This is a genomic window from Streptomyces sp. NPDC058335, assembly GCF_042723915.1.
Taxonomy (GTDB): Bacteria; Actinomycetota; Actinomycetes; order Streptomycetales; family Streptomycetaceae; genus Streptomyces.
Map to the genome: position 1 here is coordinate 36946 of NZ_JBHXHX010000022.1, position 25384 is coordinate 62329.

Annotated in this window: 23 protein-coding genes and 1 tRNA gene; 15 read left to right on the top strand and 9 right to left on the bottom strand. The window is 71.0% G+C overall.

Annotated elements, in window-relative coordinates:
- Positions 1-37: 37 nt before the first annotated feature.
- From ACFWJX_RS33360 to ACFWJX_RS33395, 8 genes are all read left to right on the top strand, one after another.
- Entirely contained in the window at positions 38-520 is a 483-nt protein-coding gene (locus ACFWJX_RS33360; protein ID WP_383250063.1) for a PaaI family thioesterase, read from the top strand.
- Between the two features lie 212 nt (positions 521-732).
- Positions 733-1053 carry a hypothetical protein gene (locus ACFWJX_RS33365; protein ID WP_383250064.1) on the top strand — a complete coding sequence of 107 codons (321 nt, stop codon included), beginning with the start codon at positions 733-735 and terminating at the stop codon, positions 1051-1053.
- A complete protein-coding gene (locus ACFWJX_RS33370) occupies positions 1044-1682 on the top strand; it encodes a Tat pathway signal sequence domain protein (RefSeq protein ID WP_383250065.1) in 639 nt (212 codons plus the stop codon). The genes ACFWJX_RS33365 and ACFWJX_RS33370 overlap by 10 nt, the downstream gene beginning before the upstream one ends.
- 272 nt (positions 1683-1954) lie before the next feature.
- The gene (locus ACFWJX_RS33375) at positions 1955-3181 is read left to right on the top strand and encodes a branched-chain amino acid ABC transporter substrate-binding protein (protein WP_383250066.1); all 1227 of its coding nucleotides are present in this window, start codon (positions 1955-1957) and stop codon (positions 3179-3181) included.
- Positions 3182-3290: 109 nt separating this feature from the next.
- On the top strand, positions 3291-4223 hold the full coding sequence (locus ACFWJX_RS33380; RefSeq protein ID WP_383250067.1) for a branched-chain amino acid ABC transporter permease: 933 nt from the start codon (positions 3291-3293) through the stop codon (positions 4221-4223).
- 5 nt (positions 4224-4228) lie between these two features.
- A complete protein-coding gene (locus tag ACFWJX_RS33385; RefSeq protein WP_383250068.1) occupies positions 4229-6055 on the top strand; it encodes a branched-chain amino acid ABC transporter permease in 1827 nt (608 codons plus the stop codon).
- 5 nt (positions 6056-6060) lie between these two features.
- A complete protein-coding gene (locus tag ACFWJX_RS33390) occupies positions 6061-6960 on the top strand; it encodes an ABC transporter ATP-binding protein (protein ID WP_383250069.1) in 900 nt (299 codons plus the stop codon).
- On the top strand, positions 6957-7673 hold the full coding sequence (locus ACFWJX_RS33395) for an ABC transporter ATP-binding protein (RefSeq protein WP_383250070.1): 717 nt from the start codon (positions 6957-6959) through the stop codon (positions 7671-7673). Before ACFWJX_RS33390 ends, ACFWJX_RS33395 begins: the two co-directional genes overlap by 4 nt.
- An 83-nt stretch (positions 7674-7756) precedes the next feature.
- Here the strand turns inward: ACFWJX_RS33395 and ACFWJX_RS33400 are convergent, their stop codons facing one another.
- Positions 7757-8413: an ANTAR domain-containing response regulator gene (locus tag ACFWJX_RS33400; RefSeq protein ID WP_073499424.1), complete on the bottom strand. Its 657-nt coding sequence runs from the start codon at positions 8411-8413 to the stop codon at positions 7757-7759.
- Positions 8414-8515: 102 nt separating this feature from the next.
- Here ACFWJX_RS33400 and ACFWJX_RS33405 point away from each other — a divergent pair.
- A tRNA-Leu gene (locus ACFWJX_RS33405) sits at positions 8516-8588 on the top strand.
- Positions 8589-8693: 105 nt separating this feature from the next.
- Here the strand turns inward: ACFWJX_RS33405 and pyk are convergent.
- Positions 8694-10130 (bottom strand): pyruvate kinase, encoded by a 1437-nt coding sequence (gene pyk / locus ACFWJX_RS33410; protein ID WP_383250071.1) that lies wholly within the window; start codon positions 10128-10130, stop codon positions 8694-8696.
- 474 nt (positions 10131-10604) lie between these two features.
- Here pyk and ACFWJX_RS33415 point away from each other — a divergent pair, with 474 nt between their 5' ends.
- Entirely contained in the window at positions 10605-12410 is a 1806-nt protein-coding gene (locus ACFWJX_RS33415; RefSeq protein WP_383250072.1) for a bifunctional metallophosphatase/5'-nucleotidase, read from the top strand.
- Positions 12411-12471: 61 nt separating this feature from the next.
- Here the strand turns inward: ACFWJX_RS33415 and ACFWJX_RS33420 are convergent, their stop codons facing one another.
- The 5 genes from ACFWJX_RS33420 to ACFWJX_RS33440 all read right to left on the bottom strand — a co-directional run bounded on the left by ACFWJX_RS33420 (position 12472) and on the right by ACFWJX_RS33440 (position 18989).
- Positions 12472-13890, bottom strand: a complete 1419-nt coding sequence (locus tag ACFWJX_RS33420; RefSeq protein WP_383250073.1) for a lysine N(6)-hydroxylase/L-ornithine N(5)-oxygenase family protein — start codon at positions 13888-13890, stop codon at positions 12472-12474.
- The gene (locus ACFWJX_RS33425; RefSeq protein ID WP_383250074.1) at positions 13887-15245 is read right to left on the bottom strand and encodes a pyridoxal phosphate-dependent decarboxylase family protein; all 1359 of its coding nucleotides are present in this window, start codon (positions 15243-15245) and stop codon (positions 13887-13889) included. Before ACFWJX_RS33425 ends, ACFWJX_RS33420 begins: the two co-directional genes overlap by 4 nt.
- A gap of 94 nt (positions 15246-15339) precedes the next feature.
- Positions 15340-17832, bottom strand: a complete 2493-nt coding sequence (gene pepN / locus ACFWJX_RS33430; protein ID WP_383250075.1) for an aminopeptidase N — start codon at positions 17830-17832, stop codon at positions 15340-15342.
- Between the two features lie 119 nt (positions 17833-17951).
- On the bottom strand, positions 17952-18476 hold the full coding sequence (locus ACFWJX_RS33435; protein WP_383250076.1) for a two-component system response regulator: 525 nt from the start codon (positions 18474-18476) through the stop codon (positions 17952-17954).
- A 171-nt stretch (positions 18477-18647) separates the two neighbouring features.
- Positions 18648-18989 carry a chorismate mutase gene (locus ACFWJX_RS33440; RefSeq protein ID WP_383250077.1) on the bottom strand — a complete coding sequence of 114 codons (342 nt, stop codon included), beginning with the start codon at positions 18987-18989 and terminating at the stop codon, positions 18648-18650.
- A 173-nt stretch (positions 18990-19162) separates the two neighbouring features.
- Between ACFWJX_RS33440 and ACFWJX_RS33445 the strand changes: the two genes are divergently transcribed.
- Positions 19163-20059 (top strand): hypothetical protein, encoded by an 897-nt coding sequence (locus ACFWJX_RS33445; RefSeq protein ID WP_383250078.1) that lies wholly within the window; start codon positions 19163-19165, stop codon positions 20057-20059.
- A 125-nt stretch (positions 20060-20184) separates the two neighbouring features.
- On the opposite strand, the gene ACFWJX_RS33450 is transcribed toward ACFWJX_RS33445, so the two are convergent.
- Together ACFWJX_RS33450 and ACFWJX_RS33455 are read right to left on the bottom strand one after the other, a co-directional pair.
- Positions 20185-21090 carry an SDR family oxidoreductase gene (locus tag ACFWJX_RS33450; RefSeq protein WP_383250079.1) on the bottom strand — a complete coding sequence of 302 codons (906 nt, stop codon included), beginning with the start codon at positions 21088-21090 and terminating at the stop codon, positions 20185-20187.
- 1 nt (position 21091) lies between these two features.
- The gene (locus tag ACFWJX_RS33455; RefSeq protein ID WP_383250080.1) at positions 21092-21853 is read right to left on the bottom strand and encodes an SDR family oxidoreductase; all 762 of its coding nucleotides are present in this window, start codon (positions 21851-21853) and stop codon (positions 21092-21094) included.
- A 53-nt stretch (positions 21854-21906) separates the two neighbouring features.
- On the opposite strand from ACFWJX_RS33455, the gene ACFWJX_RS33460 reads away from it, so the two are divergent.
- From ACFWJX_RS33460 to ACFWJX_RS33475, 4 genes are read left to right on the top strand one after another with little or no spacing between them, the layout of a single operon-like run.
- Positions 21907-22650 carry an enoyl-CoA hydratase family protein gene (locus ACFWJX_RS33460; RefSeq protein WP_383250081.1) on the top strand — a complete coding sequence of 248 codons (744 nt, stop codon included), beginning with the start codon at positions 21907-21909 and terminating at the stop codon, positions 22648-22650.
- Positions 22651-23487 carry a CoA transferase subunit A gene (locus ACFWJX_RS33465; RefSeq protein WP_383250082.1) on the top strand — a complete coding sequence of 279 codons (837 nt, stop codon included), beginning with the start codon at positions 22651-22653 and terminating at the stop codon, positions 23485-23487.
- Positions 23484-24203, top strand: coding sequence for a CoA-transferase subunit beta (locus ACFWJX_RS33470; RefSeq protein ID WP_383250083.1), 720 nt, complete (start codon positions 23484-23486; stop codon positions 24201-24203). The genes ACFWJX_RS33465 and ACFWJX_RS33470 overlap by 4 nt, the downstream gene beginning before the upstream one ends.
- On the top strand, positions 24203-25246 hold the full coding sequence (locus ACFWJX_RS33475; RefSeq protein WP_383250084.1) for an NAD(P)H-dependent flavin oxidoreductase: 1044 nt from the start codon (positions 24203-24205) through the stop codon (positions 25244-25246). The genes ACFWJX_RS33470 and ACFWJX_RS33475 overlap by 1 nt, the downstream gene beginning before the upstream one ends.
- Positions 25247-25384 lie beyond the last annotated feature (138 nt).

The following is a 25384-nucleotide window of genomic DNA, read 5'->3' on the forward strand; positions in this document are numbered from 1 at the left end:
GTCACGCCACTGGTCACGACGAACGGAGCAGGTCCCGATGGGCGAGCAGCAGCACGTGAAGTTCCCGCAAGAGGTCATCGACGAGTACGCGGCGCTCGGCGTCGACCTGCGCGCCCTCTTCTCCGCCGGGCACCTCGGCACCCGCATGGGGGTGCAGATCGTCGAGGCGTCCGCGGAGCGGGTGGTCGGCACGATGCCGGTCGAGGGCAACACCCAGCCCTACGGACTGCTGCACGGCGGCGCCTCGGCGGTGCTCGCGGAGACCCTCGGTTCGATCGGCGCCATGCTGCACGGCGGCAGCTCCAAGCTCGCCGTCGGCGTCGACCTGAACTGCACCCATCACCGGGGCGCCCGCTCCGGGCTGGTCACGGGCGTGGCCACACCCGTGCACCGGGGCCGGTCCACGGCGACGTACGAGATCGTGATCAGTGACGAGGCGGGGAAGCGGGTGTGCTCGGCGCGGCTGACCTGTCTGCTGCGGGACGTGAACCCGGGCGACGCGGCGCCGGCCGCGAGCTGACGCCGTCGACGGCCGTCCCCCGGCGCGCCGTCCGTCCCGTCACCGCCCCGTTGCCCGCCGACACCTCCGCGCCCTAGCGTCGGGGCATGGCAACGGGAGGGCCCCTCCGGCCGGGGGCGGCGCGACGGCCTTGCACGGCACGACGGCCGGGGGCGGCACGACGGTCCGGGGCCGCGCGGCGGCTGGGAACGGCCCTCGGGGCGGGCTTGCTGATGACGGCCTGCGCCGGTCCCGGGGCAGCGGGGGCGCGGAGCACTCCGTCGCCCACCGCCACTCCCCCCGAGGTGCTGTGCGCCCGGATCGTCGCGCACTGGTCGCGCGAGGTGCTGGACGGCGGCACGTACGGGGACTACCAGTCGATGGGCCTGTCCAACGGTCAGTTCGACATCCTTCGGTCGGTCGTGGACGCCGCGCGAGCCGCGAAGAAGCGGGAAGGCGCCCGCGCAGCAGTCGAGTTGATCGACCGTCAGTCGCGCGAGGGCTGTGCCGCCCGGTACCGCTCCGGCGGCCCAAGCTCGGGTCCGTGGCAGTGAGCGGCGGCGTCGGCCCCGTCGAGCCGGGCGAGGGCACGCGCGCGTGGGAGGCCGAGGAGGTTCCGGAAACCGGTGTTCCGCGCGGCCGGCCTGTCCTGTTCCACGGGCGGCACCGTCGCGCCGTACTCGGGGCGCTGGCGGCCGTTCTCCTCCTGGCCGCCGGCGGTCTGCTCTGGGCGACCCGGCCGCAGGCGCGTCAGCAGGCCGCCGTGAAGCCGCCTTTCCCGTCCCAGGTCGTCGACGTCGCGTATCTGGGGCCGCTCCCGGTGCCGCCGGGCAGCCGGCCGCGGACGTTCGCGCTGGAGGTGCTGCTCAATGTGGAGTCGGGTCCGCCGGTCACGACGACGCGGCTGGCGCAGCCGTACGCCGGGATCTTCCTGACGTCGGCGCCGCGAGCACCTTTCCGTACAAAAGCGGGTTCCGCCCGCAAGATCGTCATCACGATGCATGTGGCGGATTGCGGAAATGTGCCGGCGGATGCCGGACTGCCTTTCCTGGATGTAACTCTGCGTAATGCGCGCGCAATACAGGACCACAGCTTCATCCTTGGCTCCCGGTATGCCCAGGACCTCTCCCAGGCCCTACAAGTCGCCTGTAGCAACGAATCCGGTCATCACCAAAACGCCTGAGACGCCTGGAACGACCAGGGCCCGTCCTGCGGATTCTCAACATGCGGACAGGGCGAATCGGCCTGAATTCCACGGTTCCACCCCCTCAGTACCGCTCTGCATTACCTCGTGTCATAACAAGAGAGTCACATCATGGGCCAGAGCCTCCTCCGCGTTACCTTCACCCGTTTAGAGTCACGGCCAGTCACCGCGCAGCTGGAATACCCCTTCGGCCGCAGCGCTCGACTCGGCCTCTTCCAGGGGGGAGGGCCGCCCAGGGAAAGGACTGGAACGTGCGTCAACGTTCGCTTATCGCCATCACCGCTGCGCTGTCCGCGGGAGCACTCACCCTCACCGCCTGCGGCTCGCGCGACAGCGACGACAAGGGCTCCGACAGCGGCGGCACCACCGTCACCATCGGCGTCGACGCCCCGCTGACCGGCGACCTGTCCGCGCTGGGCCTCGGCATCAAGAACTCTGTCGACCTCGCCGCCAAGACGGCCAACAAGAAGAAGTACGTCGACGGCGTCACCTTCAAGATCGAGGCGCTGGACGACCAGGCGCAGCCCTCCTCGGGTCAGCAGAACGCCACCAAGCTGGTCGCCGACAAGTCCGTCCTCGGCGTGGTCGGCCCGCTGAACTCGTCCGTCGCCGAGTCGATGCAGAAGGTCTTCGACGACGCCAAGCTGGTCGAGGTCTCCCCGGCCAACACCAACCCGGCGCTCACCCAGGGCACCGACTGGCAGAACTCGAAGAAGCGCGTCTACAACTCGTACTTCCGCACCGCGACCACGGACGCCATCCAGGGCCCGTTCGCCGCGCAGTACCTGTTCAACGACGCGAAGAAGAAGAAGGTCTTCGTCATCGACGACAAGAAGACCTACGGCGCCGGCCTGGCCGCCACCTTCACCGAGGAGTTCAAGAAGCTCGGCGGCGCGGTCGCGGGCACCGAGCACATCAACCCGGACAGCAAGGACTTCTCGGCCATCGCCACGAAGGTCAAGAACTCCGGCGCCGACGTCGTCTACTACGGCGGCGAGTACCCGCAGGCCGGTCCGCTGAGCAAGCAGATCAAGGCCGCGGGCGCGAAGATCCCGGTGGTCGGCGGTGACGGCATCTACAGCGCCGACTTCATCAAGCTGGCCGGCGCCAGCGCCGTCGGCGACCTGGCCACCTCGGTCGGCGCGCCGGTCGAGGAGCTGCCCTCCGCCAAGGAGTTCGTGGCCAACTACAAGGCCGAGAACTACAAGGAGGCCTACGAGGCCTACGGCGGCTACTCCTACGACTCGGCCTGGGCGATCATCGAGGCCGTGAAGAAGGTCGTCGACGACAACGACGGCAAGCTTCCGGACGACGCCCGCGCCAAGGTCACCGCCGCCATGCAGAACGTCTCCTTCGACGGTGTGACCGGCAAGGTCTCCTTCGACGAGTTCGGTGACGCCACCAACAAGCAGCTCACCGTGTACGCCGTCGAGAACGGTGCCTGGAAGTCGGTCAAGTCCGGCACCTACACCGGCTGACCCACCCGCATCACATGAGCCGCGCGGGGCGCTGTTCCACTGGCGCCCCGCGCGGACTCACATCCGGACACATCCGTCGAAATCATCCGAACGTCTCGGAGGACATGCGGTGAACGAACTGCCGCAGCAGCTGGTCAACGGCCTGCTACTGGGATCCATGTACGGGCTGGTCGCCATTGGCTACACGATGGTCTACGGCATCGTCCAGCTCATCAACTTCGCCCACGGCGAGATCTTCATGACGGGCGCCTTCGGGGCTCTCTCCGTCTACCTCTGGGTACTGCCCAACGGCACGACCATGTGGATCGCCCTGCCGCTCATGCTCATCGGCGCCATGCTGGTCGCCTCCCTCGTCGCCGTCGGAGCGGAACGGTTCGCCTACCGCCCCCTGCGCGGCGCACCCCGGCTCGCCCCCCTCATCACCGCCATCGGCCTCTCCCTGGCCCTGCAGCAGGCGGTCTGGGCCTGGTACCCGGAGGCCACGTCGGCCCGCACCTTCCCCCAGATCGAGGGCGGCCCCTTCCACATCGGCGACGTCACGATCCAGACCGGTGACGTATTCCTGCTCGCCGCCGCCCCCATCAGCATGGCCGTCCTCGCCTACTTCGTCATGAAGACCCGCACCGGACGCGGCATGCAGGCCACGGCGCAGGACCCGGACACCGCCAAGCTCATGGGCGTCAACACCGACCGCATCATCGTGGTCGCCTTCGCCCTCGGTGCCGCCTTCGCCGCCATCGGCGGTGTCGCCTACGGCCTGAAGTACGGTCAGATCGACTACCGCATGGGCTTCATCCTCGGCCTCAAGGCCTTCACCGCGGCGGTCCTCGGCGGCATCGGCAACATCTACGGCGCCATGATCGGCGGCGTCGTCCTCGGTATCGCCGAGACCCTCGCCACCGCCTACATCGCCGACATCCCCGGCATGGACCAGTTCGGCAGCCAGTCCTGGGCAGACGTCTGGGCCTTCGTACTTCTCATCCTCGTACTGCTGTTCAGGCCACAAGGCCTGCTCGGCGAGCGCGTCGCGGACAGGGCGTGACACCGATGACCACACAGACCACCGCACCCGGGATCCCCAGCACCCCCGCCTCCGGGCCGGCCACCGGCCTCATCGGCATCCCGCCGCACCTCGGCCGCGCCCTCGCCACCGGCGGCGGCGCCCTCACCGTCGTCTCGGCCTTCCTCGCCTGGACCTGGACGGCCGCCTTCCCCGGCGACCTCACCGTCTACGGCTACCCCGGCGGCCTCCAGGTGCTCGCCCTCATCGGCGGCGCCCTCACCACACTCCTCTGCCTGTCGTCCTACGGCGTGAAGGGACTGCGCTGGCTCACCCCGGCCGGCGCCGACGGCGCGATCAAGTTCGCCGCCCTCGCCACCTTCGCCACCGTCTGGTACACGGTTCTGGCGATCACCGCCGACCTCGGCGGCGTCGTCAACCTGGAGCCCGGCGGCTTCGTCGCCGCCATCGCCTCGCTGGCCGGTCTCCTCGGCGCTCTCGCCCTCCCCTTCGAGCGGCCCGAGCCCGAACCCCACGACCCGGACGACACCGGCTGGGAGCTGTTCCGCCACCGCCTGCGCACCGGCCGGGACACCGCCAAGGCAGCCTTCGCCGGCGGCACCGCCCGCCCGGTCGGCACCCTGCCCTCCTACGCCGAGATCCTGATCATCGTCGCCGTCCTCGGCCTCGGCCTCACCGTCTTCACCTACGGCATCGGCACCGAGTACGACGAACTCTTCATCGGCTTCCTGATCACGGCCGCCTTCGGCTTCGCCGCGCTCAACAAGGCAGGGCTGGTCAGCCAGGCCTCCCAGATCACCGCCCGGCACCAGAACATCACCATCTGCGGCGCCTTCGTCGCAGCGGCGATGTTCCCCTTCACCCAGACCGACGACCAGTACGCAACCGTCGGCGTCTACATCCTGATCTTCGGCACCGTCGCCCTCGGCCTCAACATCGTCGTCGGCCTCGCCGGCCTGCTCGACCTCGGATACGTCGCCTTCCTCGGTGTCGGCGCCTACGCCGCGGCCCTGGTCTCCGGCTCCCCCAGCTCGCCCTTCGACGTGCACTTCCCGTTCTGGGCCGCCGTCCTGGTCGGCGCCGGCGCCTCGCTCGTCTTCGGCGTCCTCATCGGCGCCCCGACACTCCGGCTGCGCGGCGACTACCTCGCCATCGTCACCCTCGGCTTCGGCGAGATCTTCCGCATCACCGCGAACAACCTGGACGGCACGTCCGGACCCGACCTCACCAACGGCTCCAACGGCATCTCCTCCATCCCGAACCTCAACATCCTCGGGTTCGACTTCGGAGCCGAGCACGCCATCGCCGGCTTCACCATCGGCCGGTTCGCCAACTACTTCTTCCTGATGCTCCTCATCACCGCCGTCGTCGTCCTGGTCTTCCGGCGCAGCGGCGACTCCCGGATCGGCCGCGCCTGGGTCGCCATCCGCGAGGACGAGACCGCCGCCCTCGCCATGGGCATCAACGGCTTCCGCGTCAAGCTCATCGCCTTCGCCGTCGGCGCCTCGCTGGCCGGCCTGGCCGGCACCGTCCAGGCCCACGTCACCTACACCGTGACGCCCGAGCAGTACCTGTTCGCCGGTCCCATCCCGCCCAACTCGGCCTTCCTGCTCGCCGCGGTCGTCCTCGGCGGCATGGGCACCATCAGCGGGCCCCTCATCGGCGCGGCACTGCTCTTCCTCATCCCCAACAAGCTCCAGTTCCTCGGCGACTACCAGCTCTTCGCCTTCGGTCTCGCACTCATCCTGCTGATGCGCTTCCGCCCTGAGGGCCTCATCCCCAACCGGCGCCGCCAGCTCGAGTTCCACGAGGACGCGGAAGCACCCACCGTCCTCACGAAGGCAGGGGCCTGACCACGATGACCACCACCGACACCACCACCAAGACGGCACCTGTCGGCGAGACCGTCCTCGACGCCCGCGGTGTGACCATGCGCTTCGGCGGTCTCACCGCCGTCCGCGACGTGAACCTCACCGTCAACCGCGGCGAGATCGTCGGTCTGATCGGCCCCAACGGCGCCGGCAAGACGACCTTCTTCAACTGCCTCACCGGCCTCTACATCCCCACCGAGGGAGAGGTCCGCTTCAAGGGCAACGTCCTGCCTCCCCAGTCCTTCAAGGTGACGGCCGCCGGCATCGCCCGCACCTTCCAGAACATCCGTCTGTTCGCCAACATGACGGTCCTGGAGAACGTGCTCGTCGGCCGCCACACCCGCACCAAGGAAGGCTTCTGGTCCGCCATCCTGCGCGGCCCCGGCTTCCACAGGGCCGAGGCGGCCTCCCGCGAACGCGCCATGGAACTCCTGGAGTTCGTCGGCCTCCAGAGCAAGGCCGACCACCTGGCCCGCAACCTCCCCTACGGCGAACAGCGCAAGCTGGAGATCGCACGGGCCCTGGCCAGCGAGCCCGACCTGCTGCTCCTCGACGAGCCGACCGCCGGCATGAACCCGCAGGAGACGCGGGTGACCGAGGAACTCGTCTTCGCCATCCGCGACCAGGGCATCGCCGTCCTGGTCATCGAGCACGACATGCGATTCATCTTCAACCTGTGCGACCGCGTCGCCGTCCTCGTCCAGGGCGAGAAGCTCCTCGAGGGCGACAGCGCCACCGTCCAGGGCGACGAGCGCGTCATCGCCGCCTATCTCGGCGAGCCCTTCGAGGGAGCGCCCGGCGCCGAGGAGGTCGCCGAGGTCGAGGCCGCCGAGGCGCAGGCCGAGACCACGACGGACGCCGCGCCCGGCAAGGAGAACGACCGATGACCGCACTGCTCGAAGTCGAGGACCTCCGGGTCGCCTACGGCAAGATCGAAGCCGTCAAGGGCATCTCCTTCAAGGTCGAGGCCGGCGAGGTCGTCACCCTGATCGGCACCAACGGCGCCGGCAAGACCACCACGCTGCGCACCCTGTCCGGACTGCTCAAGCCGGTCGGCGGCCAGATCAAGTTCAACGGCCGCTCGCTGAAGAAGATCCCCGCCCACAACATCGTCTCGCTGGGACTCGCCCACTCCCCCGAGGGGCGGCACATCTTCCCGCGCATGACGATCGAGGACAACCTGCGGCTCGGCGCGTTCCTGCGCAGCGACAAGGCGGGCATCGAGAAGGACATCCAGCGCGCCTACGACCTCTTCGCCATCCTGGGCGAACGTCGCAAGCAGGCCGCGGGCACCCTCTCCGGCGGTGAGCAGCAGATGCTGGCGATGGGCCGCGCGCTCATGTCCCAGCCGAAGCTGCTGATGCTGGACGAGCCGTCGATGGGTCTGTCCCCGATCATGATGCAGAAGATCATGGCGACCATCGTGGAGCTGAAGTCCCAGGGCACGACGATCCTGCTCGTCGAGCAGAACGCCCAGGCCGCGCTGTCGCTCGCCGACCACGGCCATGTCATGGAGATCGGCAAGATCGTGCTCTCGGGCACGGGCCGGGACCTCCTGCACGACGAGTCCGTCCGCAAGGCGTACCTCGGCGAGGACTGAGCCCCAGCTCCGCCCGCCTGCGACGAGGCCCGCGCCCCCGGTTCGATCGGGGGCGCGGGCCTCGTCGCAGGCACGGGCGTCGGCTAGCCCTTGGACGCCTTCTTCTCGTCGGCGTCCTGGATGACGGCCTCGGCGACCTGCTGCATGGACATCCGCCGGTCCATGGACGTCTTCTGGATCCACCGGAACGCGGCCGGCTCGGTCAGTCCGTACTCCGTCTGGAGGATCGACTTCGCCCGGTCGACGAGCTTGCGGGTCTCCAGGCGCAGGGTGAGGTCCGCGACCTCGTTCTCCAGCTCGCGCAGCTCCGTGAAGCGGGAGACGGCCATCTCGATCGCCGGGACCACGTCGCTCTTGCTGAAGGGCTTCACCAGGTAGGCCATGGCACCGGCGTCGCGGGCGCGCTCGACGAGGTCGCGCTGGGAGAAGGCGGTGAGCATGAGGACGGGCGCGATGCGCTCCTCGGCGATCTTCTCGGCGGCGGAGATGCCGTCCAGCTTGGGCATCTTGACATCGAGGATGACCAGGTCGGGCTTGTGCTCACGGGCGAGTTCGACGGCCTGTTCGCCGTCACCGGCCTCGCCGACTACGGAGTAGCCCTCCTCCTCCAGCATCTCTTTGAGGTCGAGGCGGATCAGCGCCTCGTCCTCGGCGATGACGACACGGGTCGTCAGCGGAGGCACGTGCGACTTGTCGTCGTCGGGCGCGTCTACGGGCTGGGGCGACTCGGGGGCGGTCACTGGGGCTCCTTGTTCAGGGCAGGGGTGCTGCTGACAAGAGCCTACCCAGCTGCGGTAAGGTGGGGGCACGGCGGGTCGCCGTCGACCTTGGTTTTAAAGGGGGCCCCGGTAGCCCAGCGGTAGAGGCAATGGTCTCAAACACCATACAGCGTCGGTTCGAATCCGACCCGGGGTACTTTTCCTTGGTTTTCAAGCTAGTGAAAAAGAAGCGGATGTTGCCGGTCTGGTGAACATCCGCTTTCGCATTTCCGGGCCGCGAGGAACTCCCCGCCGCGCTCCCCTATTCGGGGTGGTCGTCCTCTCCGATGTGGTGGACGCGGACCAGATTCGTGGAGCCGGAAACTCCGGGGGGTGAACCGGCCGTGATCACCACCGTGTCGCCTTTCCGGCAGCGGCCGTATTTCAGGAGCAGTTCGTCGACCTGCTCGACCATCGCGTCCGTCGAGTCGACGTGCGGGCCGAGGAAGGTCTCCACGCCCCAGCTCAGGTTCAGCTGGGAGCGGGTCGCCGGTTCCGGGGTGAAGGCGAGGAGGGGGATCGGGGAGCGGTAGCGGGACAGGCGGCGGGCGGTGTCGCCGGACTGGGTGAAGGCGACCAGGAACTCGGCGCCCAGGAAGTCGCCGATCTCCGCGGCCGCCCTGGCGACGGCGCCGCCCTGGGTGCGGGGCTTGTTCCGTTCGGTCAGGGGCGGGAGGCCGGCCGCGAGGATGTCCTCCTCGGCCGCCTCGACGATCTTCGCCATGGTGCGGACGGCCTCCACCGCGTACTTGCCGACGCTGGTCTCGCCGGACAGCATCACGGCGTCGGTGCCGTCGATCACCGCGTTGGCGACGTCGGAGGCCTCCGCGCGGGTGGGGCGGGAGTTCTCGATCATGGAGTCCAGCATCTGGGTGGCGACGATCACCGGCTTGGCGTTGCGCCTGGCCAGCTTGATGGCGCGCTTCTGGACGATCGGGACCTGTTCCAGGGGCATCTCGACGCCGAGGTCGCCACGGGCCACCATGATCCCGTCGAAGGCGGCGACGATGTCGTCGATGTTCTCGACCGCCTGCGGCTTCTCGATCTTGGCGATGACGGGCAGCCGGCGGCCCTCCTCGTCCATGATCCGGTGGACGTCCAGGATGTCCCGGCCGCCGCGGACGAAGGAGAGGGCGATGACGTCGAAGCCGGTGCGCAGGGCCCAGCGCAGGTCCTCCTCGTCCTTCTTGGACAGGGCCGGGACCGAGACCGCGACTCCGGGCAGGTTCAGGCCCTTGTGGTCGGAGATGACGCCGCCCTCGAGGACGCGGGTGCGGACGCGCGGGCCGTCGACCTCGGTGACCTCCAGGCACACCTTGCCGTCGTCCACGAGGATGCGCTCGCCGGCCGACACGTCCTCGGCGAGGCCGGCGTACGTCGTCCCGCAGATCCGGCGGTCGCCCGCCACGCCTTCCTCGACGGTGACGGTGAAGACGTCCCCGCGTTCGAGGAGTACGGGCCCTTCCGCGAAGTGGCCGAGGCGGATCTTCGGACCCTGAAGGTCGGCGAGGGCGCCGACGCTGCGGCCGCTCTCGTCGGAGGCCTTCCGTACGTGGTGGTATCGCTCCTCGTGCTCGGCGTGGCCGCCGTGGCTGAGGTTGAAGCGGGCGACGTCCATTCCGGCTTCGACCAGGGATGCGATCCGGTCGTAGGAGTCGGTGGCGGGGCCCAGTGTGCAGACGATTTTCGCTCGGCGCATGAGTCGAGCCTAGGGCTTACCGGGCGGTAGCGAATTGGGAGGACATGGCGGCTCAACAACCTTTGGGTGAAGGGCCGTTGACAAGTGTCGAATTGTGCGGCCGACTGCTCCGATGAGCATCCGTATGGCGGCACGAATTCCTCGAACGGGTGAATTCACAGGCGCGGTGGAACCCTCGTGAATTGCGGTTGGAGGTCGAGGTGCTCGGGCGCACGCCCTCCGTGACGGCAGCGGACCTCCTCAACGCCCGGCACCCGAAGGCGCCCTGGGGTGCCGTGAGCGGCGGGCGTGGCCATACGCACCGGTGTGGAGCCGTTTGCCTGTTTATGGGGCCGGTGCCTCACAGGTCCGGTCACCAGATCGAAACCTCGGGGGTCTGTTGCCGTTCGCCGTGACCGGGTCAGAATCTACGCGCGTTCGTCTGCGCGCGTCCCTTGTCTACGCGCGTCATTGGTCGTTCCCGAGGAGCACAGCATGCCGTTGAACCGCCGGAAGTTCCTGAAGAAGTCCGCCGTGACCGGGGCGGGGGTGGCGATCGCGGGCGCGGCCGCGGCGCCGGCGGCGCAGGCGGCGGAGCCCAGGAAGCCTGCCAAGCCGGCCAAGCGGTACTCGCTGACCGTGCTGGGCACGACGGACCTGCACGGGCACGTCTTCAACTGGGACTACTTCAAGGACGCGGAGTACACGGACGCCAAGGGCAACGTGCAGGGCCTGGCGCGCATCTCGACCCTGGTGAACAGGATCCGCGAGGAGAAGGGCCGGGAGAACACGCTGCTCCTGGACGCCGGCGACACGATCCAGGGCACGCCGCTGACGTACTACTACGCCAAGGTGGACCCGATCACCGCCAAGGGCGGTCCGGTGCACCCGATGGCGCAGGCGATGAACGCGATCGGGTACGACGCGGTGGCGCTCGGCAACCACGAGTTCAACTACGGCATCGAGACGCTCCGCAAGTTCGAGGAGCAGTGCGACTTCCCGCTGCTCGGGGCGAACGCACTGGACGCCAGGACGCTGAAGCCGGCCTTCCCGCCCTACTTCATGAAGACGTTCTGCGTGAAGGGCGCGCCGCCGGTGAAGGTGGCGGTGCTGGGCCTGACCAACCCGGGCATCGCGATCTGGGACAAGGCGTACGTGCAGGGGAAGCTGACCTTCCCGGGCCTGGAGGAGCAGGCGGCGAAGTGGGTGCCGAAGCTGCGGTCGATGGGCGCGGACGTCGTCGTCGTGTCGGCGCACTCGGGCTCCTCGGGCACGTCGTCGTACGGTGACCAGCTGCCGTACGTCGAGAACTCCGCGGCGCTGGTGGCGCAGCAGGTGCCGGGGATCGACGCGATCCTGGTCGGGCACGCGCACGTGGAGATCCCGGAGCTGAAGGTCGTCAACGCCAAGACCGGGAAGACGGTCGTGCTGTCGGAGCCGCTGGCCTACGCGGAGCGTCTGTCGCTGTTCGACATCGAGCTGGTCTTCGCCAAGGGCCGCTGGAGCGTCGAGTCGGTGGCGGCGTCGGTGGTGAACTCCAACACGGTCGCCGACGACCCGAAGATCACCAAGCTGCTGTCCGACGAGCACGCCAAGGTCGTCGCGTACGTCAACCAGGTGGTCGGCACCGCGACCGAGACGCTGACGACGGTCGACGCCCGTTACCGGGACGCCCCGATCATCGACCTGATCACCAAGGTCCAGGAGGACGTGGTGAAGGCGGCCCTGGCGGGCACGTCGTACGCGTCGCTGCCGGTGATCGCGCAGGCCTCGCCGTTCTCGCGGACCTCGGAGATCCCGGCCGGCGAGGTGACGATCCGGGACCTGTCGAGCCTGTACGTGTACGACAACACGCTGGTGGCCAAGCTGATGACGGGCGCTCAGCTGCGGGCGTACCTGGAGTACTCGGCGGAGTACTTCGTGCAGACGGCGGCGGACGCGGCCGTGGACGTGGCGAAGCTGACGAACGCCGGTGGCCGTCCGGACTACAACTACGACTACGTGTCGGGGCTGTCGTACGACATCGACATCGCGCAGGCGCCCGGGTCGCGGATCAAGAACCTGACGTACGGCGGGGCGGCGCTGGAGGATGCCCAGCAGTTCGTGCTGGCGGTGAACAACTACCGGGCCAACGGCGGTGGCGCGTTCCCGCACGTGGCGTCGGCGCAGGAGCTGTGGGCGGAGTCGACGGAGATCCGGACGCGGATCTCGGAGTGGGCGACGGCGAAGGGTGTGCTGGACCCGAAGGACTTCGCGTCGGTGGACTGGAAGCTGACGCGGAACGGTACGCCGGTGTTCTAGGCGTCGGTGCGTGAGGGACGGTGGGGAAGCTCTCCCACCGTCCCTTCGTCGTTGTCGCGGGTCATCGGCCTTCGAGGAGGGGGGTGAGGGTGGACGGCTGCCGGGCCGGCGGGATGTGGGGCCGGGGGTCGAGGCCGAAGGTGGTGAAGGCGGTGCGGCGCGGGAGGGGGTAGTTCTCCTTGCCGGTGAGGGTGTTGAGGACGGTGGCGCTGCGCCAGGCGGCGAGGCCCAGGTCGGGGGCGCCGACGCCGTGGGTGTGGCGTTCGGCGTTCTGTACGTAGGCGTGGCAGCCGGTTCCGGTCACCGACGGGTCGAGGACGAGGCGGAAGTGTTCGTCGATGCGCGGGCGTTCGGCGCTGTCGCGGCGGAGGTAGGGGTCGAGTCCGGCGAGGATGCGGTCCAGGGGGCGTTCACGGTGGCCGGTGGCGAGGACGACGGCGTCGGTGGTGAGGCGGCTGCGGGTGTCCTGCCGGACGTGTTCGAGGTGCAGTTCGATCTTGGTGGTGGCGATCCGGCCCGCGGTGCGGACGCGGACGCCGGGGGTGAGGACGGCGTCGGGCCAGCCGCCGTGCAGGGTACGGCGGTACAGCTCCTCGTGGATGGCGGCGAGGGTGTCGGCGTCGATGCCCTTGTGGAGTTGCCACTGGGCGTCGACGAGGCGGTCGCGGGCGGATTCGGGCAGGGCGTGGAAGTAGCGGGTGTGGTCGGGGGTGAAGTGTTCGAGGCCGAGCTTGGAGTACTCCATGGGGGCGAAGGCCTCGGTGCGGCCGATCCAGTGGAGGCGTTCGCGGCCGGCCGGGCGGTTTCGCAGGAGGTCGAGGAAGACCTCGGCGCCGGACTGGCCGGAGCCGACGACGGTGACGTGGCCGGCGGCGAGGAGGGCGGCGCGGTGGTCGAGGTAGTCGGAGGCGTGCAGGACGGGGACGCCGGGGGCGTCGCTCAGGGGGCGCAGCGGATCGGGGACGTAGGGCTCGGTGCCGATGCCGAGGACGACGTTCCTGGCGTACGTACGGCCGAGGGCTGCGGCTTCGCCGTCGGCGTCGAGCTGGGTGAAGTCGACCTCGAAGGCGTCGCGTTCGGGGTTCCAGCGGACGGCGTCGACCTGGTGGCCGAAGTGCAGTGCGGGGAGACTGTCGGCGACCCAGCGGCAGTAGGCGTCGTACTCGGCGCGGTGGGTGTGGAAGCGCTCGGCGAAGTAGAAGGGGAAGAGGCGTTCGCGGGTCCGGAGGTAGTTGAGGAAGGACCAGGGGCTGGTGGGGTCGGCGAGGGTGACGAGGTCGGCGAGGAAGGGCACCTGGACGCGGGCGCCGTCGATGAGGAGGCCGGGGTGCCAGTCGAAGGTGGGGCGCTGCTCGTAGAAGACGGCGTCGAGTTCGGCGAGGGGCTGGGCGAGGGCGGCGAGCGAGAGGTTGCTGGGGCCGATGCCGATGCCGACGAGGTCGCGGGGGGTGTCGGGGGCCGGGTGGGGAGGGGTGTTCATGCGGGGGTGTGTCCTTCCACCAGTTGCAGGAGGGCGGCCTGGTCGTCGGGCCGGGTGTGGGGGTTGAGGAGGGTGGTCTTGAGCCAGAGCCGGCCGTCGGGGCGGGCCCGGCCGAGGACGGCGCGGCCTTCGGTGAGCAGGCGTCGGCGTATCCCGGCGACGGCCTCGTCGTCGGTACCCGTGGGGCGGAAGAGGACGGTGCTGAGGGTCGGGGTGTCGTACAGCTCGAAGGCGGGGTCGGCGGCGACCAGGGCCGCGAACTCCTGGGCGCGGGCGCAGACCTCGTCGACGAGGGTGCCGAGGCCACTGCGACCGAGGGTCTTGAGGGTGACGGCGATCTTGAGGATGTCGGGGCGGCGGGTGGTGCGCAGGGAGCGGCCGAGGAGGTCGGGGAGGCCGGCCTCGGTGTCGTCGTCGGCGTTGAGGTAGTCGGCGCGCTGGTGGAGGGCGGTGAGGTCGGCTGTGTCGCGGACGGCGAGGAGACCGGCGGCGGCCGGCTGCCAGCCGAGTTTGTGCAGGTCGAGGGTGACGGTGTGGGCGGCGTCGAGGCCGGCGAGCCGGGCGCGGTGGCGGTCGCTGAACAGGAGGCCGCCTCCGTAGGCGGCGTCGATGTGCAGCCGGGCGCGGTGGGCGGAGCAGCGGGCGGCGATGTCGGGGAGGGGGTCGATGAGCCCGGCGTCGGTGGTGCCTGCGGTGGCCGCGACGAGCAGCGGACCGGGCAGGCGGGCGAGTGCCTGGTCGAGGGCGAGGGGGTCGAGGGTGCCGGCCGGGGCCGGGACGACGACCGGGTCGGGCAGGCCGAGGAGCCAGGCGGCGCGGGGCAGCGAGTGGTGGGCGTTGGCGCCGTGCACGAGGCGTACGCCGGGACCGAGCCGCTCGCGGGCCAGCAGGAGGGCGAGGTGGTTGGACTCGGTGCCGCCGGTGGTGACGACGGAGTCCGCCAGGCCGGCCTCGGCGGCGAGTGCGCGGGTGACCAGCGCCTCCAGCTCCGAGGCCGCCGGGGCCTGGTCCCAGGAGTCGAGGGAGGGGTTGAGGACGGAGGCGGCCAGGTCGGCGGCGGCCGCGACGGCGAGCGGCGGGCAGTGCAGATGTGCCGCGCACAGCGGGTGCGCCGGGTCGGCGGAGCCCTCGGCGAGGACCCGGACCAGGGTGTGCAGGGCGGCCGGGTCCCCCTGCTCCGGCAGGACCTCGCCGACCGCCGCGCGCACGCGGGCGGCCACCGTGGCGGGGCCGCCCGTGGGCAGGGGGCCGCCGCGGGCGCGGGCACCGGCGTCCAGCGCGTCGAGGACCGTGGCGAGCAACGGCCGTAGCGCGTCCGTGCCTTCAGGGCCTGAGGCGAGGGGCGGCGTGCGCATGGGCTCCTCCGGAGGGCGGGGAGTCCCAGTTTGTCGGTGGTTGCGGCGGCGTGCCCTGGCTGGACGGGTTTTTGGACCCGAAAGTGGGAGGGGGCTAGGGGGTTCCGCCCTCCCTCACTCGCAGCGCCCTGGCCAGGTCGTCCAGTTGGTCCGCCAGCTTGCGGCGCAGGGACGGGGTCGGTTCGGCGTCGCGCAGGCAGGTTTCGCCGAGGGTCAGGTTCTCGGCGTCGACGGCGTAGGCGGGGAAGGCCCAGCGGCCGATGGCGTCCGCGATGGCGGGGCCGCGGCGGGCGGCCACGGTGACCGCGTCCTCGTAGAAGCGGGGCACGTACTGCCGTACCAGGTCGGCCTGTTCGGGTTGCCAGAAGCCCTGGGCGGTGGCGGTGAACAGGTAGTTGGACAGGTCGTCGCCGTCGAACATCGCGGACCAGGCCGTGCGCTTGGCCTCCTCGTCGGGCAGGGCGGCGCGGCAACGGGCGGCGCCCTCCTGACCATTGGCGGAGGGGTCGCGGTCCAGCTCGGCTGCGATGGCGGTCTCGTCGGTGGCGCCGAGGACGGCGAGCCGGGCGAGGACGCGCCAGCGCAGGTCGGGGTCGAGTTCGGGACCGCCGGGGACGGTGCCGTCTGCGAGCCAGGCGGTGATGGTCTCCGGGTGGGCGGCTACGTCGATGAAGTGGCGTACGGCGATCAGGCGCAGGCCGGGGTGGTCGCCGTCCTCGGTGCGGCGGATGAGGTCGCGGCACAGGGAGGACAGGGTCGCAAGGGCGGCGGGGCGCTCCTCGGTGGTGAGGTAGCGGTCGGCGACCTGGGCGGAGGCGAAGGCGAGTACGCCCTGGGCGAGGGCCAGGTCGGTCTCGCGCGGGAGGTGGGCGCGGGCGGTCTCCAGGTAGGCGCCGGGGGCGAGTTCGCCGTCGCGGACGGCGTCGCGCAGGGAGTTCCAGACGACCGCGCGGGTCAGCGGGTCCGGTAGCCGGGACAGGCTCGTGCCGACGGCCTCGGCGGACGCGGCGTCGAAGCGGACCTTGGTGTAGGTGAGGTCGCCGTCGTTGAGCAGGAGCAGCGCGGGGGGCTTGCCGATGGGCTGCGGCGCGCTCTGCGGGACGTCGACGTCGAGGCGTTCGCGCAGGGTGAGGCGGCCCTCGTCGTCGGAGAGGTCGTGGTCGTACAGGCCCACGGCGATGCGGTGCGGGCGGCTGCCGGTGTGCCCGACGGTGAGGGAGCAGGTGCCGGCCTCGGTGGTGACGGCCGGGGTCAGGGTGTCGACTCCGGTGGTGCGCAGCCAGGCGTCGGCCCAGGCGTGCACGTCGCGCTCGGTGGTGGAGGCGAGGGAGTCGATGAAGTCGGCGAGGGTGGCGTTGCCGAACCGGTGCCGTGCGAAGTGGGTGTTGATGCCGGCGAGGAAGTCCTTCTCGCCGAGCCAGGTCACCAGCTGGCGGAGGGCGGAGGCGCCCTTGGCGTAGGAGATGCCGTCGAAGTTGAGGAGCGCGGAGGCGGTGTCCCTGACGTTCTCGGGGGCGACGGGGTGGGTGGAGGGGCGCTGGTCGGCGTCGTAGCCCCAGGCCTTGCGGACGACGCCGAACTCGGTCCAGGTGTCGGTGAAGCGGGTGGCCTCGGCGGTGGTCTGGTAGCCCATGTACTCGGCGAAGGACTCGTTCAGCCAGATGTCGTCCCACCACCTGAGGGTGACGAGGTCGCCGAACCACATGTGGGCCATCTCGTGCGCGATGACCATGGCGCGGGTCTGGCGCTCGGTGTCGGTGACGGCGGAGCGGTAGACGAAGTCGTCGCGGAAGGTGACGAGGCCGGGGTTCTCCATGGCGCCGGCGTTGAACTCGGGGACGAACGCCTGGTCGTAGGAGTCGAAGGGGTAGGGCTCGTCGAACTTCTCGTGGTAGCGGTCGAAGCAGGCGCGCGTGACGTCGAGGATCTCGTCGGCGTCGGCGTCGAGGTGGGGGGCGAGGGAGCGGCGGCAGTGGATGCCGAAGGGCAGGTCGCGGTGTTCGGTGCGCACGGAGTGCCAGGGGCCGGCGGCGACGGCGACGAGGTAGGTGGAGATCGGCGGTGTGGGGGCGGCCCCCCAGCGGCCCTCGCCGAGGTGCTCGGTGATGCCGTTGGCGAGGACGGTCCAGCCTTCGGGGGCGGTCACCGACACCTCGAAGACGGCCTTCAGGTCGGGCTGGTCGAAGGCGGCGAAGACGCGCTGGACGTCGTCCATGAACATCTGCGTGTAGACGTAGGTCTCGCCGTCGGCGGGGTCGGTGAAGCGGTGCATGCCCTCGCCGGTGCGGGAGTAGCGCATGCTCGCGGTGATCCGCAGCTCGTGTTCGCCGGCGGCGAGGTTCTTCAGGGGCAGCCGGTTGTCGTCCAGGGTCCCCGGGTCGAGGCTCTCGCCGTCGAGGACGACGGAGCGCAGTTCGGCCGGCTTCAGCTCGACGAAGGTGTCGGCACCCGTGCGCGCGGCGAACCGGATCACGGTGAGGGACTCGAAGGTCTCGTCTCCGGTGGTCAGGTCCAGCGCGACGGTGTAGCGGTGGACGTCGAGGAGTTGGGCACGGGTCTGCGCTTCGTCGCGCGTGAGTACGGACATGCAGGCCATGCTGCCCGATGCCGCAGGCCGGGCACAGGGGCGGATCGGTACGCGCCGTTTGTCCCCCCGTTCGCGCGTGCGCCGGGACGGGATGATTCCGGTCCCGCACCGCACGGGCCTCAGGGAGCTGTGGGGGTCCTCGGGCCGGTCGCGCGGGCCTCGGCTTCGCGCTGGACGGGGACTCGGGTGTCCGGCCGTTCGGGGCTCAGGTCCCGCACCCGTGCCCGCAGCGCGCGTGTCTCCTCCTGGAGCGCGAGGTAGCGCTGGTGGGCGTCGTAGAGGTAGCGGACCTTGGTGCGCAGGGCCAGCGGGTCGACCGGCTTCATGACCAGGTCGGCGACGCCGAGGCCGAAGGCGGTGGAGGTCAGTTCCTGGTCGGGGCCGAAGCCGGTGAGGAGGATGACCGGGATGTGCTGGGTCTGTTCGAGACGCCGCAGGTAGCGGACCACGTCCAGGCCGCTGACGCCGGGCATGCGCACGTCGAGCACGAGGAGTCCGACGCGGCCGCGCAGCACCTGCTTGAGAGCTTCGTCGCCGCTGGTGGCGCGGGCTATCCGGTGGCCCAGGGGGGCCAGGACGTTCTCCAGCGCGTACAGCGTGTCCTGGTGGTCGTCCACGATCAGGATCTTGGCGTCCGGCGGCATGACCGACATCCCTCCCGCGATGGGACGACCAGCTTATGCGGAAACTTGACGCGCAGTGCCGGACAGCTGACGCGCGGTACCCGCCGACGCGCGTAGGGCGCGCGCCTCGGCGGGGTTCGGGGCTGCCGTGCGCGCAGGTGCCGGGCCCTGATCCGGACGAGACGCCCGAGGTCAGGCGGGGGTGCCGTGGACGGCGTCCTCGGCGATGCGCTCGTGGTGGCGGATCACCTCGCCGATGATGAAATTGAGGAACTTCTCAGCGAACGCCGGGTCCAGCTTGGCGCTCTCGGCGAGGGCGCGCAGTCGGGCGATCTGCCGGGCCTCGCGGGCCGGGTCGGCGGCGGGCAGCCGGTGGCGGGCCTTGAGGTGGCCGACCTGTTGCGTGGCCTTGAAGCGCTCGGCGAGCATGTGGACGACGGCCGCGTCGATGTTGTCGATGCTGTCGCGCAGCCGGGCGAGTTCCTCGACGACGGCGGGGTCGACGTCACCGGTTCCGGTGTTGCTGGTGGTCATGGGCGTTCACCCTAGTGCGTCGTGGTGCGGGGCCCGTCGCCGCGGGATGCCTGCCGCCGGGTCCACGTCCGGCGTTCGCCCGCCGGCTCCTCACCGGGCTCTCCTGCCGCCGGTTCCTCGTACAGTGGAAGCGGCCAGTGGAAGCGGCTGCACGGCGTCTTGGGGGTACGGGCGTGGCGAACGGCGGACCGGTCGAGCACGGCTATCCGCACCTGGACACGGTGCGGGACGCCGTCACCGCGCTGTACAGACGGCTGTCCCACGACACCGTCCACCAGTTCGCCACCAGCGTGGCCCCGGTGGACGTGGCGTTCTGCGACACCGACGACCTGCATCTCGGGGCGCAGCGGGTGGCGCGGGAGCTGGTGCGGCACTTCCGGCTGCCGGAGGCCCGGATGATCGTCGGGTTCCGGGAGATGGAGCACGCGGCGAACGTCGAACTGACGGCGGGGCCCGAGTACTTCATCGAGCTGAACGACCGGTTCCGTACCCATCGGCGGGACATCGGGGCGGCCCTGGCGCACGAGATCATGCACGTCTTCCTGCACCGGATGGACCTGGCGTTCCCCGGCACCCGCGACAACGAGATCCTCACGGACACGGCCACCACCTATCTGGGCGCCGGGTGGCTGCTGCTCGACGCCTACCGGGAGGACGCGTCCTCCTCGCAGAAGCTGGGGTATCTGACGCCGGAGGAGTTCGGGTACGTCCTGGCCAAGCGGGCGCTGGTCTTCGGCGAGGACCCGTCGACGTGGTTCACCAGCGCGCAGGCGTACACGGCGTACGTGAAGGGCAGGGAGCGGGCCCGTCTGGACGAGCGGCAGCCGCCGCTGACGGCCGCGGGGTGGGCGGGCCGGCGGCGCTACGCGCGTGACCGGCGGCACGCGCAGGAGGCCCCGGCCTCCGTCGGCCCGCCGAGCGCTCCGTACGCCTTCGTGCCGGACGGGCCGGGGCCGTTGCGGGTGACGTTTCCCTGTCCCACCTGCCTTCAGCGGATCAGGGTGCCGGTCCGGGGGCGGGTGCGGGCGCGGTGCGGGTTGTGCCGGACGGTGCTGGAGTGCGTCACGTAGATGATCGGCCGCCGGTGCCGGAGCGCGACACGTAGATGATCGGCCCCCGGCACGGGAGTGCGACACGTAGATGATCGGCCCCCGGCACGGAAGCGCGACACATAGACCGTCGGCCCCCCTGCCGCCTACGTCCCGTACACCCGCCCCGGCCGCTCCGCCTCGGCCAGCAGTCTGCGTACTCTCTCCCCCGCCTCACCCGGGGTCCATCGGGCCCCCTTGTCGGCCGTGGGGCCGGGGCGCCAGCCCTCCATGACGGTGATGCGGCCGGCCTCCGTCTCGAAGACGCGGCCGGTGACGCCGTCGCTCGCGGCGGAGCCCAGCCAGACGACCAGGGGCGAGACGTTCTCGGGGGCCATCGCGTCGAAGCCGGTGGCGGGCGCCGCCATGGTGGTGGCGAAGGCGTGTTCCGTCATGCGGGTGCGGGCCGCGGGGGCGATGGCGTTGACCTGGACGCCGTAGCGGGCGAACTCGGCGGCGGCGACCAGGGTCAGGGCGACGATGCCGGCCTTCGCGGCGCTGTAGTTGCCCTGTCCGACCGAGCCCAGCAGGCCTGCCCCGCTGCCGGTGTTGACGATCCGGGCGTCGGGGGTGCGGCCCGCCTTGGCCTCGGCCCGCCAGTGTGCGGCGGCGTGCTTGAGGGGGAGGAAGTGGCCCTTGAGGTGGACGCGTACGACGGCGTCCCAGTCGTCCTCGTCGAGGCTGACCAGCATCCGGTCGCGCAGGAAGCCGGCGTTGTTGACGAGGGTGTCGAGCCGGCCGTACGTCTCCAGGGCGGTCGTCACCAGGGATGCGGCGCCCTCGCCGGTGGCGATGTCGGCGGCGTGGGCGACGGCGTGGCCGCCCGCCGCGCGGATCTCGTCGGCGACGCGGGCGGCCGGGCTGTCGGGGTCCGGGGTGCCGTCGAGGCCGACGCCGAGGTCGTTGACGACGACCCGGGCGCCCTCGGCGGCGAACGCGAGGGCGTGGGCGCGGCCGAGGCCCCGGCCCGCACCGGTGACGACGACGACCCGGTCCGCGCAGATTCCGCTCATCTCATGACTCCTTCTGGGCGGGTACCTCCGCGGGTACGGCCGTGGCCGCGTCCAGGAACGCGGGCCGTTCCCCGCCGCCGTGGACGAGGAGGCTCGCCCCGCTGATGTAGGCGGCGGCGTCGGAGGCGAGGAAGACGGTGGCGGCACCGACGTCCGTCGGCTCGGCGAGGCGTCCGAGCGGGACGGTGCGGGAGACGGCCGCGATGCCGTCGGCGTCCCCGTAGTGGAGGTGTGACCGCTCGGTGCGGACCATGCCGACGACGAGGGTGTTGACGCGGACCTCCGGCGCCCATTCCACGGCCATCGAGCGGGCGAGGTGCTCCAGGCCCGCCTTGGCCGCCCCGTACGCGGCCGTGCCGGGTGAGGGGCGGCTCCCGCTGACGCTGCCGATCATCACGATCGAGCCCCGGGCACGGCGGAGGTGTCCGTGTGCGGCGAGGGACATGGTGAGGGGGGCGAGGAGGTTGAGTTCGAGGACGCGTACGTGCCGTTCGGCGTCGGCCTGGGCGAGCGGGCGGTGGGGGGCGCCGCCCGCGTTGTTGACCAGGACGTCCAGCCGGGGCAGTGCGGTGAGGGCGCGGCGGACGGCGTCACCGTCGCGCACGTCCAGCCGCATGAACTTCGTACCGGGTAAGGGGACTTCGGGTGGCCGGCGGGCGCAGACGAGGACCTCCGCACCCGCGGCCACGAGGGAGCGCGCGATCCCGGCGCCGACGCCCCGGGTGCCGCCCGTGACGACGGCGACCTTCCCGTCCAGCTCCATTCGCGCTACCTTCCGCCTAACAAACGTTTGGTGGAAAGGTAGCTGATGCTTCCATGGGTGTCTCCACCTCGTCCCCGGAAAAGGGGATTTCGTTGGTCACCGTCGACGTCCCGCCGGTGAACGCCCTCCCGGTGGACGGCTGGTTCGCGCTGGCCGACGCCGTGCGCGGGGCCGGCCGGGACCCTCGGGTGCGGTGCGTGGTGCTGGCCGCCGAGGGGCGCGGCTTCAACGCGGGCGTGGACATCAAGGAACTCCAGGCGGGGGGCGCGGGCGCGCTCGTCGGCGCCAACCGCGGCTGCTTCGCGGCGTTCGCGGCGGTGTACGAGTGCGAGGTGCCCGTCGTCGCCGCCGTGCAGGGCTTCTGCCTGGGCGGCGGCATCGGCCTGGTGGGGAACGCGGACGCGATCGTGGCGGCCGAGGACGCCGTCTTCGGGCTGCCCGAACTCGACCGGGGAGCCCTCGGCGCGGCCACTCATCTCGCCCGGCTCGTCCCCCAGCACCTCATGCGCGCCCTGTACTTCACCTCCCGCACGGCCAGCGCGGCCGAGCTGCACGCGCACGGCTCGGTGTGGAGGGTCGTACCGCGCGGTGAACTGCGTGCGGCCGCCATGGAGTTGGCGGGCGAGATCGCCGCCAAGGACGGGGAGCTGCTGCGCCTCGCCAAGGCCGCCATCAACGGCATCGACCCGGTCGACGTGCGCCGCAGCTACCGCTTCGAGCAGGGCTTCACCTTCGAGGCGAGCGCCCTCGGGGTGGCGGACCGGGTCCGTGACAGGTTCGGGAAGGAGGGGACGTAGGTGAGCGACAAGACGATGTCCGCCGACGAGGTGGCCGGCCGGCTGGCCGACGGCATGACCCTCGGCATCGGCGGCTGGGGCTCGCGCCGCAAGCCGATGGCCCTGGTCAGAGCGCTGCTCCGGTCCGGGGTCACCGATCTCACGATCGTCTCGTGCGGCGGTCCGGACGTCGGCATGCTGGTCGCCGCCGGACGGGTCCGCAGGCTGGTCGTCCCGTTCGTCACCCTCGACTCGATCCCGCTCGAACCGCACTACCGGGCGGCGCGCGAGCGCGGTGCCGTCGAGCTGACGGAGATCGACGAGGCGATGTTCATGTGGGGACTGCACGCCGCCGCGAACCGGCTGCCCTTCCTGCCGGTGCGGGCCGGGATCGGCTCGGACGTGATGCGGGTCAATCCCGGGCTGCGGACGGTGACTTCGCCGTACGACGACGGGGAGACGTTCGTGGCCGTGCCGGCGCTGCGCGTGGACGCCGCGCTGGTGCACGTCAACCGTGCCGACCGGCTGGGCAACGGGCAGTGTCTGGGCCCCGACCCGTACTTCGACGACCTCTTCTGCGAGGCGGCGGACAGGGCCTACGTCTCCTGTGAACGGATCGTGGAGACGGCCGAGTTGACCAAGAACGCGGCTCCGCAGACGCTACTGGTCAAGCGGCACACGGTGACCGGTGTGGTGGAGGCCCCGAACGGGGCGCACTTCACGTCCTGCGCGCCCGACTACGGGCGGGACGAGGCGTTCCAGAAGACGTACGCGACCACGCCCTGGCCCGAGTTCGCACAGCGGTACCTGGGCGGGGACGAGCGGGCCTACCGGTCGGCCGTCGGGGAGGGGGCATGACGGAGGTGACCCGCGCCGAGTACTGCGTGATCGCCTGCGCCGAGGCCTGGCGGGACGCGGGCGAGGTCCTCGCCTCCCCGATGGGCGTGATCCCCTCCGTCGGCGCCCGCCTCGCCCGCCGCACCTTCGCGCCGGACCTGCTGCTCACCGACGGCGAGGCGTTCCTGGTCGGCCCGGACGGCGCCGTCGAGGGCTGGCTGCCGTACCGGCAGCACCTGGCGCTGGTCACCGGCGGACGGCGGCACGTGATGATGGGCGCGAGCCAGATCGACCGGTACGGCAACCAGAACATCTCGTGCATCGGCGACTGGGCGAAGCCGAGACGGCAGTTGCTCGGGGTGCGGGGCGCGCCGGTCAACACCCTCAACAATCCGACCAGTTACTGGGTGCCGCGGCACTCGCGGCGGGTCTTCGTCGAGAAGGTCGACATGGTGTGCGGGGTCGGCTACGACCGTGCGGCCGACGCCCCCTACCACCGCATCCCGCGGGTCGTCTCCGACCTGGGCGTCTTCGACTTCGCCACCCAGGACCGGTCGATGCGGCTGGCCTCCGTCCACCCCGGCGTGACCGTCGCGCAGGTGAGGGAGGCGACCGGGTTCGCGCTCACGGTCCCGGACGAGGTGCCGCACACCCGTGAACCCACCGCGCTCGAGCTGGCGTTGATCCGGGACGTGATCGATCCGGCGGACACGCGGGCGCGTGAGGTCGGGCACTGATGGAGACGGCGCTGACCCGGCTGGTCGGGGTGCGGTACCCGATCGTGCAGACCGGGATGGGATGGGTGGCCGGGCCGCGCCTGGTCTCGGCGACGGCGAACGCGGGCGCCCTCGGCATCCTGGCGTCGGCGACCATGACCCTCGACCAGTTGCGCGAGGCGGTGCGCGAGGTGAGGTCCCGCACGGACGCGCCCTTCGGCGTCAACCTCCGCGCCGACGCGGCGGACGCCGGTGACCGGGTGCGGATCATGATCGAGGAGGGCGTACGGGTCGCGTCCTTCGCGCTCGCGCCCTCCGCCGGGCTCATCGCCGAACTCAAGGAGGCGGGTGTCGTCGTCATCCCGTCCGTGGGGGCCCGCCGGCATGCCGAGAAGGTCGCGGCCTGGGGTGCGGACGCGGTCCTCGTCCAGGGCGGCGAGGGCGGCGGGCACACCGGCGAGGTCGCGACGACGGTACTGGTGCCGCAGGTGGTGGACGCCGTGGACATCCCCGTCGTCGCGGCAGGGGGGTTCTTCGACGGGCGGGGCCTGGTCGCGGCGCTGGCGTACGGCGCGGCGGGGATCGCGATGGGCACGCGGTTCCTGCTGACGTCGGACTCGACGGTGCCGGACGCGGTGAAGGCCCGGTACCTGGCGGCGACGGTGAAGGACGTCACGGTGACGACAGCCGTGGACGGACTGCCCCATCGCATGCTCCGCACGGACCTGGTCGACTCCCTGGAGGGAGCGGGCCGTACGAGATCCCTGGCCCGCGCGGTCCGCCGAGCGGCCGGCTTCCGAAGGCTCTCCGGCCTCACCTGGCCCGCGATGATCCGCGAGGGCCTCACCATGAGACACGGCAAGAACCTGTCCTGGAGCCAGGTCCTGCTCGCCGCGAACACGCCGATGCTGCTGCGCGCGTCGATGGTGGAGGGACGTACGGACCTGGCGGTGATGGCCTCGGGACAGGTGGCCGGCGTGATCGAGGACCTGCCCTCCTGTTCGGAGCTGGTGGAGCGCGTGATGCGAGAAGCCAGACATGTCCTTCGCCTCCTGGACGCCTAGGAGGGACGTGTGGGAGATGTCCTGGGCGCCGGACGGCAGGACCACGTTCCACTACGTCGAACCCGTGCAAGACGGTGAGCCGCATGTCGTCTGGCACCGAATCGGCACCCGCTCGATCTTCGGACGCCCTTGAGCGCT

Coding starts and splice junctions, on each gene's coding strand:
- ACFWJX_RS33360 (WP_383250063.1), top strand. CDS start 38: ATGGGCGAGCAGCAGCACGTGAAGTTCCCGCAAGAGGTCATCGACGAG.
- ACFWJX_RS33365 (WP_383250064.1), top strand. CDS start 733: ATGACGGCCTGCGCCGGTCCCGGGGCAGCGGGGGCGCGGAGCACTCCG.
- ACFWJX_RS33385 (WP_383250068.1), top strand. CDS start 4,229: ATGACCACACAGACCACCGCACCCGGGATCCCCAGCACCCCCGCCTCC.
- ACFWJX_RS33390 (WP_383250069.1), top strand. CDS start 6,061: ATGACCACCACCGACACCACCACCAAGACGGCACCTGTCGGCGAGACC.
- ACFWJX_RS33395 (WP_383250070.1), top strand. CDS start 6,957: ATGACCGCACTGCTCGAAGTCGAGGACCTCCGGGTCGCCTACGGCAAG.
- pyk (WP_383250071.1), bottom strand. CDS start 10,130: ATGCGCCGAGCGAAAATCGTCTGCACACTGGGCCCCGCCACCGACTCC.
- ACFWJX_RS33415 (WP_383250072.1), top strand. CDS start 10,605: ATGCCGTTGAACCGCCGGAAGTTCCTGAAGAAGTCCGCCGTGACCGGG.
- ACFWJX_RS33420 (WP_383250073.1), bottom strand. CDS start 13,890: ATGAACACCCCTCCCCACCCGGCCCCCGACACCCCCCGCGACCTCGTC.
- ACFWJX_RS33425 (WP_383250074.1), bottom strand. CDS start 15,245: ATGCGCACGCCGCCCCTCGCCTCAGGCCCTGAAGGCACGGACGCGCTA.
- pepN (WP_383250075.1), bottom strand. CDS start 17,832: ATGTCCGTACTCACGCGCGACGAAGCGCAGACCCGTGCCCAACTCCTC.
- ACFWJX_RS33435 (WP_383250076.1), bottom strand. CDS start 18,476: ATGCCGCCGGACGCCAAGATCCTGATCGTGGACGACCACCAGGACACG.
- ACFWJX_RS33440 (WP_383250077.1), bottom strand. CDS start 18,989: ATGACCACCAGCAACACCGGAACCGGTGACGTCGACCCCGCCGTCGTC.
- ACFWJX_RS33450 (WP_383250079.1), bottom strand. CDS start 21,090: ATGAGCGGAATCTGCGCGGACCGGGTCGTCGTCGTCACCGGTGCGGGC.
- ACFWJX_RS33455 (WP_383250080.1), bottom strand. CDS start 21,853: ATGGAGCTGGACGGGAAGGTCGCCGTCGTCACGGGCGGCACCCGGGGC.
- ACFWJX_RS33460 (WP_383250081.1), top strand. CDS start 21,907: ATGGGTGTCTCCACCTCGTCCCCGGAAAAGGGGATTTCGTTGGTCACC.
- ACFWJX_RS33470 (WP_383250083.1), top strand. CDS start 23,484: ATGACGGAGGTGACCCGCGCCGAGTACTGCGTGATCGCCTGCGCCGAG.
- ACFWJX_RS33475 (WP_383250084.1), top strand. CDS start 24,203: ATGGAGACGGCGCTGACCCGGCTGGTCGGGGTGCGGTACCCGATCGTG.